The organism is Microvirga massiliensis, assembly GCF_001006805.1.
GTDB classification, from domain to species: domain Bacteria; phylum Pseudomonadota; class Alphaproteobacteria; order Rhizobiales; family Beijerinckiaceae; genus Microvirga; species Microvirga massiliensis.
The window spans coordinates 1-8,577 of the sequence record NZ_LN811367.1; the positions used below are offsets into that span (position 1 = coordinate 1).

11 protein-coding genes are annotated in these 8,577 nt (G+C 63.0%); 5 read left to right on the plus strand and 6 right to left on the minus strand.

The window, feature by feature from the left end; all coding sequences use genetic code 11:
• Window positions 1-124: 124 nt before the first annotated feature.
• Window positions 125-511 (minus strand): potassium-transporting ATPase subunit C, encoded by a 387-nt coding sequence (locus BN1233_RS36730; protein ID WP_147707746.1) that lies wholly within the window; start codon window positions 509-511, stop codon window positions 125-127.
• A 506-nt stretch (window positions 512-1,017) separates the two neighbouring features.
• Here BN1233_RS36730 and fdxA point away from each other — a divergent pair.
• Window positions 1,018-1,356: a ferredoxin FdxA gene (gene fdxA, locus BN1233_RS36735; protein WP_046868746.1), complete on the plus strand. Its 339-nt coding sequence runs from the start codon at window positions 1,018-1,020 to the stop codon at window positions 1,354-1,356.
• A 605-nt stretch (window positions 1,357-1,961) separates the two neighbouring features.
• Window positions 1,962-2,069, plus strand: coding sequence for a BA14K family protein (locus tag BN1233_RS51415; protein ID WP_425311782.1), 108 nt, complete (start codon window positions 1,962-1,964; stop codon window positions 2,067-2,069).
• Between the two features lie 542 nt (window positions 2,070-2,611).
• On the opposite strand, the gene BN1233_RS36745 is transcribed toward BN1233_RS51415, so the two are convergent.
• The 3 genes from BN1233_RS36745 to BN1233_RS36755 form a co-directional block, all read right to left on the minus strand.
• Window positions 2,612-3,103, minus strand: a complete 492-nt coding sequence (locus BN1233_RS36745) for a DUF1003 domain-containing protein (protein WP_082145869.1) — start codon at window positions 3,101-3,103, stop codon at window positions 2,612-2,614.
• Between the two features lie 116 nt (window positions 3,104-3,219).
• A complete protein-coding gene (locus BN1233_RS36750; protein ID WP_244470892.1) occupies window positions 3,220-4,224 on the minus strand; it encodes a YsnF/AvaK domain-containing protein in 1,005 nt (334 codons plus the stop codon).
• A gap of 441 nt (window positions 4,225-4,665) precedes the next feature.
• Entirely contained in the window at window positions 4,666-5,568 is a 903-nt protein-coding gene (locus BN1233_RS36755) for an alpha/beta fold hydrolase (RefSeq protein WP_046868631.1), read from the minus strand.
• 262 nt (window positions 5,569-5,830) lie between these two features.
• Between BN1233_RS36755 and BN1233_RS36760 the strand changes: the two genes are divergently transcribed.
• Window positions 5,831-6,274, plus strand: a complete 444-nt coding sequence (locus BN1233_RS36760) for a hypothetical protein (RefSeq protein ID WP_147707747.1) — start codon at window positions 5,831-5,833, stop codon at window positions 6,272-6,274.
• 451 nt (window positions 6,275-6,725) lie between these two features.
• On the opposite strand, the gene BN1233_RS36765 is transcribed toward BN1233_RS36760, so the two are convergent.
• On the minus strand, window positions 6,726-7,016 hold the full coding sequence (locus tag BN1233_RS36765; protein WP_046868633.1) for a hypothetical protein: 291 nt from the start codon (window positions 7,014-7,016) through the stop codon (window positions 6,726-6,728).
• A 155-nt stretch (window positions 7,017-7,171) separates the two neighbouring features.
• On the minus strand, window positions 7,172-7,549 hold the full coding sequence (locus BN1233_RS36770) for a response regulator (protein ID WP_147707748.1): 378 nt from the start codon (window positions 7,547-7,549) through the stop codon (window positions 7,172-7,174).
• Window positions 7,550-7,798: 249 nt separating this feature from the next.
• Here BN1233_RS36770 and BN1233_RS36775 point away from each other — a divergent pair, with 249 nt between their 5' ends.
• Both BN1233_RS36775 and BN1233_RS36780 read left to right on the plus strand, forming a co-directional pair.
• Entirely contained in the window at window positions 7,799-8,026 is a 228-nt protein-coding gene (locus BN1233_RS36775; RefSeq protein WP_046868635.1) for a NepR family anti-sigma factor, read from the plus strand.
• A complete protein-coding gene (locus BN1233_RS36780; protein ID WP_074078450.1) occupies window positions 8,016-8,576 on the plus strand; it encodes a sigma-70 family RNA polymerase sigma factor in 561 nt (186 codons plus the stop codon). Before BN1233_RS36775 ends, BN1233_RS36780 begins: the two co-directional genes overlap by 11 nt.
• Window position 8,577: the final 1 nt, after the last annotated feature.

Below are 8,577 nucleotides of genomic sequence, written 5' to 3' on the forward strand. Positions count from 1 at the left end.
GAGCCTCCTGCAACAGCGCTTCCGGAGATGGGCGCTTCTCGGGGTCGCGACGATCATCGGGCATGGCCGATCCTCATCCGCCGTTCCGGCCAGATCGAGCTTGAACTCAAGAACGCACTCGAGCTCAAGGGGCTTGCAATGCATCGAGCGTCAGCTTGAGCGCCAGGACATTGACATGCAACTCGCCGAGGACACGGTCCTCGATATGGCTCTCAAATAGCGCGCGGACATGAACTTCGGGCAGGTACCGCGCCTGAGCCACGCGCGATACCTGGAACAGAGCCACCTCGGGCGCGATGTGGGGATCAAGGTCCGAGCCCGAGGTCGTCATGAGATCGATCGGCACGGACACGTTCGGATTCTGCGTCTTGAGGAGGTCCACGCTGCCCTGCTCGCGCTCGATCCGGGACTCGTTGGTCGGGTCAAGATCCGAGGCCATCAAGTTGGCAGCGTCGCAGGGCGCCGCGCAGATTTGCGCGACGAGTTCGGCCATTCCGGCCAGCTTCGCCACGCAATGATCGGAGTCCAAGTCGAGGCCACTGATTTTGCCGCGCACGTCGTCATGATCAAAGAGCGGACAATGAGCAGGTTGTGGCCCATCACGTGCGCGCAAGCCAGGAGGCGAGCGTTACGCCCCGGTTCGAGTGCATGGCACGGCGTTCGATCACTGCACCAACCAGCTGCATCGTTGGAAGCGCTCCGGTGGTGGAAGGCGCCAGTTCCTGGATGCAAAACCATCAACTGCACGACCGGCTTCGTCGAACGATCCTTATGCAGGACAGGGGGCACCTGCACGTACGGGATGCATGTCACAGATACCTGATCACAACTCCCTGCTGAGTGCAGCAATACGGTATACTTTGCCGAGCCGGGAAGAGCTGCTACCCATCCGACAAAGGGGCGAGAACTGGAGCCGGATGGTATTCAAGAACCTCGACAATACCGGTCAGCAAGGGGGCACACCGACATGAGCCTCTGATGCTCGGATACGGAGTCCATCAGGGCAAGGAGCGTGCCGTGACCTATGTCGTCACCGAGAACTGCATCAAGTGCAAGACCATGGATTGCGTGGAGGTGTGTCCCGTGGACTGCTTCTACGAAGGCGAGAATATGCTCGTCATCCATCCCGACGAGTGCATCGATTGCAGCGTCTGCGAGCCCGAATGCCCGGTCGATGCGATCTTTCCCGATACGGCGCCCGGCCTCGAGCGATGGCTCAAGCTGAATGGCGAATTCGCAGTGGCTTGGCCGAACGTCACGACCAGGCGCGAGCCCGCTGCCGATTTCAAGCAATTCATCGGCGTGCCCGGAAAATTCGAGAAGTATTTTTCGCCCAATCCCGGCCAAGGCGACTGAACGTGGCAGAGGCTGACTGGCGACCCGCTTCAACGAACGATTCGCAGCTTGGTGCATTCCGGAGCAGCGTCACACCGCTGGAGCGCGAGTCCCTGTCAGGCCGTCCGCCCGTGGGGCGCACTTGGATCGAGAGCCCACCATAGGACCGCAACATGCGCTCGCAGCACTCGTCAGCCTGACGGCCGGCACCGCCGCGCTTCTCTTCTTTGCTATTTGCCGGGAACAGGAAACGTGGCCCGCGGCAGTCATGCTCCAGGCCGGGAAGGTCTCTCAATACCGCATTTGTGAATTTTCAGCTTCTCATCTCCACTGCCTGCATCGCGTATAATCGGGCTGTGAGGGCAAGTCTTCAACCAAGATGAAGCGAGGTCGCTATGAGAAAGTCGTCCTTGTTCATAGTTGCGTGTGGCCTTACGGCCGGCTTGTGGTCTCCAGCGAGCGCGCAGGATGTGAACCTTGACTGTTCGTTAGCGCAGGATTCTATGACCTACTACTGCAACCATCGGGATCAGTTCCGCAAGAATGCCCCGGCCCCAGCCGTGAACCCGTACGACCCCGACAGGCCTGGTATGACGACCGGGAGCGTCATGGGGCAGGCTGCTCCGATGCCTGCTCAGACCAATGAAGCCTACTGCGAGCAGAGATACCGGACTTACGATCCGGCCACTCATACCTTCCGGGGCAGTGATGGTCGCCGCCATCTTTGCCAATAGTAGATGACCTGAACGTCTCCTAAGATGCCGGTCTCGGTATGCGCCACGAGAGCTTTCCTAGGAACGGGTCACGGTTCTAGCAGGGACGGCCACTCTGGCGTCCCCGAGGGCGGCTTCTCTGACTGACGAAGCGAGTGCATTGGAGGCTTTGAGGTCGGCAAAGCCTCCAAGTTTATAACGTTCCCGACGGGTATATTGCTGGGGTCGACCATGGCGAGCTGAGCCTTACGGTGAACGGGACGGATCACAGGCGCTGCCGAAGCATCTGAACGAACGTGCAAACCGTTGGCGCGCCTGTCTGCCGATGCATCCGGCAAGTTTGTGGAGGTAAAGCAATTCCTGGCGAGCGGTGGAGCCGACGACGCCGACGGCGTTTGCCCCACGTGAACGGATGGTGTGCGCGTTCAAGCAGATCGTGGCTTGCGCGACAGTCTGGGTGATCTCCTCCCAGTTCCCGAAGCGCGAGCCAAGGCGAGCGCGCAGGATCTTCCGTCATTTCTCAATCGGGTTGAGAGAAGCGACGTATTTGGCTGAAACGCCAATTAGTTCGGCTCGGGTTGCGTCGCTTCGATCTCGTCGAGCACGGCTTCAGGAGCAACGTCCTGGGTGATCTCGTCGAGTTCGGCGTCGACTTCCGTCCTGACGCCCATCCGGTCGGCCATCGCTGATACGAGTGCCGTCAGCTTCGTGACCTCGTGCTCTGCGAGCAGACTGATCTGCAGATCGAGATCCGCGCGTTTGTCGGCTGCGGCCTGCATGCGGTTCTGGCTGATCAGCACGAAAGTCGAGAGGAAGATCGCCTCGACCGAAGCCCACATGGCGAGCACGACAAAGGTCTCGTCCCACTTGGGCACTCCGGGAATCCAGCCCAGATTGGCCACGATCCAGAACCCGAAGATCGCCAAGTGGATGTAGACGAAAGGCATGCTCCCCGTGAAACGGGTGATCGCCTCGGCGATCTTCTCCTGGAGAGTGGCTCGCACCTCTTCCTGACGGCGGCGCTCGTTGAGGGCCTGAATGTTCCGGGCCAGCACCGAGCTGAGACCAGGAGGTTCCGGCGGAGGAGAAGTGGGTCCTCTCCTGCCGCCGGATACGTTCCCAACGGGGTGTCGCGCAGACACGCGAAGCCTCTCCTATCGTGCACCAAACCTTATGGAGTTCTGTCGCTTGTTCCGGTTCCGGTCACGGGCTTGGCGCGCTCGTCCTCGACCTCGACCTCGACCTCGGTACGGCGCACGGTGTCCTTCACGGTCTCTCGGCGTTGCTCGACGTCCTTCTTGACGACGAGTTCCTCCTTGACGTGAGCCTCCTTGGAGACCACCGCCTCCTCGGAGCGCTCCTCCATCTCGATCGTGCGCTCCCGGAAGGCATCCTCGGGGCTGCCGAGGTCCCGGTCCACGGGCCGCCGCTCGACCGCGACCCGCTCGTCGCGCAGGTTCACCGGCTCGCTCACCGGCGTCTCGACCACATAGGAGCGCACGCGCACCCGCCCGTGCCCGACCTCCCGCTTGCCGACGTTCAGTCTTTCCTCGGCAACGGGAATGATCTCCTCGTCCCGCGCTCCGCGCTCCAAATCCGGCCTGCCTCCAGAAGCGGACGTCGCCTCCTCGTGACGCGCGGCGCGGTCCGGGGATGTGGCCGCCGAACCCGGGCCGATCTTGGGTCCTGTGGCCGTGCTCGTGCCCCGAGTGCCCGGGTCCGCGGTGAGGTCGACCGTCCCACCGGGGTGGGCCGTGGCCTCCGACGCTCCCGACCAGCCTTCCGCGCGCCATGAGTCGGCGCGCTCGTCGATGTCGATCGTGCCCTCGTCGTCCAGGATGTCCATGACGCGCTCGTACTCGGCATCGCTCGCATTCACCGACACGAGAAACCCGCCGCGCCGCAGGCCTTCGGCATAGGTGTAGCGATCCTCGTCCGGCAAGAAGAGATCGCGCAGCGAGTCCCAGAACCCGGTGCCTGCATCGCCCAGCGAGCGGGTGTCCGGGCTGGCAGCGACATCTGTGTCCCGCTCGGTGCCGGGAACGAGACGGATGTCGGCGCGGGAGATGCCTGCGGCATCCAATCGTCTGATGGCCTCTTCGGCATCGCTTCGTCTGTCAAAGAAAGCCGTGATCGTCCTTCGGGTCGCAGAACCACTCGTCATGCCTGAGGTCATGCGGATATCTCCTCTTCGTTGCGCATCATGCGGAGCACGAACCGTTCCATGCCGGCCTCTCGCTTCCATGAGTTGACTGGCGTCCCAGCGGAAACGAATTCCGCCTAGCGCCGGATGATCAGCTCTTCCTCGGAGACGAGCTGCTTCTCGACCAACTCGGCAGTGACAGGCACCACCCTTCCGGCACGATCCGAGCGTTGCTCCTCAGAACTTCTCTCGCTCGAAAGACTGGTCGGGTGCACAAAGCCACGGTGGTGTCGCGTGGCCGATCAAACTCTCGATCGAGGAGAAACTAACGGAGGCCGAACCTGCTGGTTCCGCTTGGCTCGCGACGGATCACGGGTCCGGGAGGGCTCACCATGCGCCCCGCCTCGGCGAGTTCCTGAGAATGAAGGCTGCGCTCCTGGTCTCCGGCTCGATCGACCCGGCATCACATCACGATCATGGCTGAGGTGTCGCACCATGGACGCTGCCCGGGCTCGCCAGGAAGTCCTGTATGGCCTTCGCGACCTGGTCGGGAAACTCCTCATGGACGGCGAGCTTGCCGGCCGGGAGTTCGACCGCTTGCACATTCGGGAGGGACGCCAGAGCCTGGATCTCGGCCTTCGATTTCCGCGGGGTTGCCGCACCGTAGATTACGAGGATCGGGCCCGGGATCCGCTCTGCCGCCTGCAGGAAGGCGGACCGGCTCGGCATCGGATCGAGCTGGCCGGACACGAACCGGAAGGACGCGTATCGCGCGCCCGGTGCTCGGGTGACGGCCAGCTTTTCCCGGAGCCGCTCGCCCGCGAGAAAGGACGGGTCGGAGTAGACGTGGCCGCTGACCATCTTTCCGATGACGAACGGGTTCACGTTCAGGCGATAGAAGAGGGGCCCGATGATCGGGTAATCGACGAGCCGTGCAACACGGGCAAAGGCCGGATGATGGCGGCCCATCATGGTCGGCAGCGGCCCTCGCCAAGTCGGCGCGACGAGACACAGGCGCCCTGTCGAGCCCGGCCTCTCGGCGGCCTGAGCCAGGACATAGCCGGCCGCATGCCCGGCTGCGACGGTCGCCGCAGGCGAAACGATCTCGGCCAGGAGATACGCGAGGAACGTTCTATAGGCGTTCGGCGACCATGCAGCATAAGGGCGGGGCTGATCTCCGAAGCCCGGCCAATCCACCGTGATGCACGTGAAGGAAGCCGCGAGTCGATCCTGCAGGGGGCGCATCTCGCCACGCGTGGAGATCGAGCTCAGGGCAGGGAGCAGGAGAAGGGTGGGCCCCGTCCCTACGCTGTCCATGGCAATCCGTACCGGACGACCGTCCCAACTCCACGTGATCTCGCTGTGCCTCACGTCCATCGGAGAGCCTCCTTCCCGTGACGAACTTGAACCATGATCTCTGTGCGCCACGTGCTCATCTCGGCCAGCGGAGCCCCCCATGGAGTGACTGCGGCCCCGTCGTTCCCGATTACTATGTCCACGATGAGTGACGCCGGCTTTCAAATCGACGATCTGCAGCCGAGCAAGTGCCCTGTGGGATCATGGATGGTCGATCCTGTCCTGCATTGCTCCGGCTTCGACAAGCCGGCTCCGCATCGCGATCCTGGCGATGGAGATCGTCATGCATCCAGCCTGGATGGCTCTGTTGCCTGCCCTGCTCCTGCAACATCCGCAGCGGCAGCCCTCGATCCGAACCGCTGATCTCAGTGGAGGCGCAGTCTGTGCATTCCGCCATGCTCCCGGTCAATGTTTTCGCTCCTTCGTCTCAGCCACCGAGACGTGCACGGCCGACCTGCAGGAGAAATGGAGAGCCGTCCTTCTCGAAAACGAGGAGGGCTCGGTCCTGATGGCGCGCGAAAGAGCCAAGGGACGAAACGCCGACCGGTTGAAGATGTGCTGGTTCGCGATCACCGTCCCCCGCCGCCTGCTGGATCTCGCCCGGGAATTCTATCCCGCATGCGACCCCGCGAATGCGTCGGAAATCGAGCGCGTCGAGGCCTATGCCGGCAAGGCGGCGTCGTTCGTGAAATCGAACTGCTGGAACCGGGATCTTCGCGAGCCCTGAACTGTCCGATCCTGGAGCCTCATGCAGGCCGCTCTCGGCTCTTGAGGAAACACACGGGGGCCAAGGCGCGCGACGCGTCGGCCCGTGCCGTCTCGGACGACCTGGATCGCAACGCCTGCCATTGCGCAGACGCACGAGAGCTGCCGCTCTCCTCGCAGAATCAAGGGTTCTCGCCGGGGTCGCCGCCGCCCTACGCTGCTCACGGTCAGGGCGGCGATTTCTGTGAGTGCATCCGGGGTGAGCGCACCGCCTACGGCAGGCGAGAACCCGGCGAGAGGTGCTGAAATAACAGCTTGGCCAGGAGATCGTTCCCGCCCTGCCCTCACGAAGCGACGGATTCTGAATTCCGGCAGCGTAGCCGCATCCAGGGTCGTTCCTCTGCTGCGGGCTCGGTCGGCTCACTTGGCTCTCGCGCCAACAATGGGTCCGATTCAGCTTGCCGTCGGCAGCCCTACAGGCCGGAAGTCAGGTGAGCCCGGAGCCGACCTTGGAGCCCGTCGAGCTTTCGCAGATACGGCTCACGCTCACAGCTACGGCGGCGTGACCGTTCCATCCGCAGGCGTGTCCTTGTTTCCTCGCAAGGGCAAAGCCGCTCGATCCGTTCGCAATTCCTCTCGTACTCGAGCTCGATGTCCGCCAAGGCGGCTAAGGTGACCTGGATTTCCCGAAGCAGGCTGTCGGGAGACCAGAATGCCCCTTCTTCGGGGCGATTCAGGCGATGAGCGAGAGCATGGTAGTGCATGCTGGAACTCCTTCGCGAAGGGGTTCGATCCACAGATAGCGACGATCGATCGTCCGTTGGTTGCACGCCGGATTCGGCGCACGCCCTCCCGACTGCAAGTCTTTCCACATCCGTTGGCTGTGAGACCTCGATCCCGGGCGGGAGAGCACGCCCGGCTACCGTCTAGCTCTGGCGAGCGGAGATGGCGAATGCATCGGGACACAGCGCCGGCTCTGCTCCTCCAGAATGCGCTGAGCGAGGCATCTGGCGAGAACGAGAGGGGCTGTCGGCTTTCGATAGAGCGGCAGCGCCTTGCGGTGCCGCTGAAGAATCAGCGGCATATCGCTGCCCGTGTGCAACACCACGGGCACGTCGCGCTCCAGCAAAACCTCGGCGATGGGCGTGATCTCTCCATCCCGAAGGTTGCAGTCGAGGATGGCTCCATCGATGTGATCCTCTGCCAGGAGAACGAAGGCCTCGCTTACGCTGGCGACGGGACCCAGCACCTCGCCACCCGTTTCCCGGACGGTGGCCGCGATGTCGAGGGCGGTCAAGGGTTCGTCCTCAGCAACCAGAACTCTCGACTTGGGAAGCATGGATCACCCTGCAAACGATATCTCTACAGCAACTCTGCCGAGCAACGCTGTGATGTGGCGAGACAAGTCCAAAGCAGCAGATCCACTCGTGTTCCAAAGGCCAAGTAACACAAGTTAAAAAATCGTTTGTTCCTGAGGAACGTGGCCGAGTCTGGACCGTTCCTTGCGTAGCTTCTCGCAACGAGAAGCTCCGGGAGGGACGCCGACATGGCGCATCATACGAAGGAGGATTGGCCGGGTCGCTGGCTCGTTGCGGCTCCCGGTTTGCTGCGGACACGAGGGATCACGCTTGACACTCGCGTCGCGGCGCAGGACCGGATCATTGCCGGGCTGAGGGCCATGTATGCGGATCTTCTGGCCGAGCCCGTGCCGGCCCATCTGCTAAAACTCATCCGGGAGGTCGAGATGCGGGAGGCTTCGCGGCATGACGCCTGAAGCCACTCTGCGCGACGGACTCCTCGCGGCGCTGCCGAGCCTGCGCGCCTTTGCGATCTCGCTGACCAACGATCCCGTGCGCGCGGACGATCTCGTTCAGGACACGATCCTGCGGGCCTGGGCCAACAGCCATCGCTTCCAGACGGGCACCAATCTCCACGCTTGGCTCTTCACCATCCTGCGCAATCTCTTCCTGTCCGATTACAGGAAGCGCAAGCGGGAGGTCGAGGACATCGACGGAGCTTACGCCGCGAAGCTGAAGGCTCACCCCGACCAGCAGGACCACGTCGATTTCGAGGACTTCCGTGCGGCGCTCGCCAAGCTGCGGCTGGACCAGCGCGAGGCTCTGCTCCTCGTCGCGGCGCAGGGCATGTCCTACGAGGAAGCCGCTGAGGTCTGTGGGGTTGCTGTCGGCACGGTCAAGAGCCGGGTCAATCGGGCGCGGATCAAGCTCGCCGCCCTGCTGAGCATCGACGGTGATTCTGAACTCGGTCCCGACAATATCACGAAAGCGGCGCTGGGTGGCCTGAGCCTCGGATCACCCGCCTGAG

What these genes read in the sequence shown, in the direction of transcription:
- BN1233_RS51415 (WP_425311782.1), top strand. Translation starts at nt 1,962, where the DNA reads ATGCCTGCTCAGACCAATGAAGCCTACTGCGAGCAGAGATACCGGACT.
- BN1233_RS36750 (WP_244470892.1), bottom strand. Translation starts at nt 4,224, where the DNA reads ATGACCTCAGGCATGACGAGTGGTTCTGCGACCCGAAGGACGATCACG.
- BN1233_RS36755 (WP_046868631.1), bottom strand. Translation starts at nt 5,568, where the DNA reads ATGGACGTGAGGCACAGCGAGATCACGTGGAGTTGGGACGGTCGTCCG.
- BN1233_RS36760 (WP_147707747.1), top strand. Translation starts at nt 5,831, where the DNA reads ATGCATCCAGCCTGGATGGCTCTGTTGCCTGCCCTGCTCCTGCAACAT.
- BN1233_RS36765 (WP_046868633.1), bottom strand. Translation starts at nt 7,016, where the DNA reads ATGCACTACCATGCTCTCGCTCATCGCCTGAATCGCCCCGAAGAAGGG.
- BN1233_RS36775 (WP_046868635.1), top strand. Translation starts at nt 7,799, where the DNA reads ATGGCGCATCATACGAAGGAGGATTGGCCGGGTCGCTGGCTCGTTGCG.
- BN1233_RS36780 (WP_074078450.1), top strand. Translation starts at nt 8,016, where the DNA reads ATGACGCCTGAAGCCACTCTGCGCGACGGACTCCTCGCGGCGCTGCCG.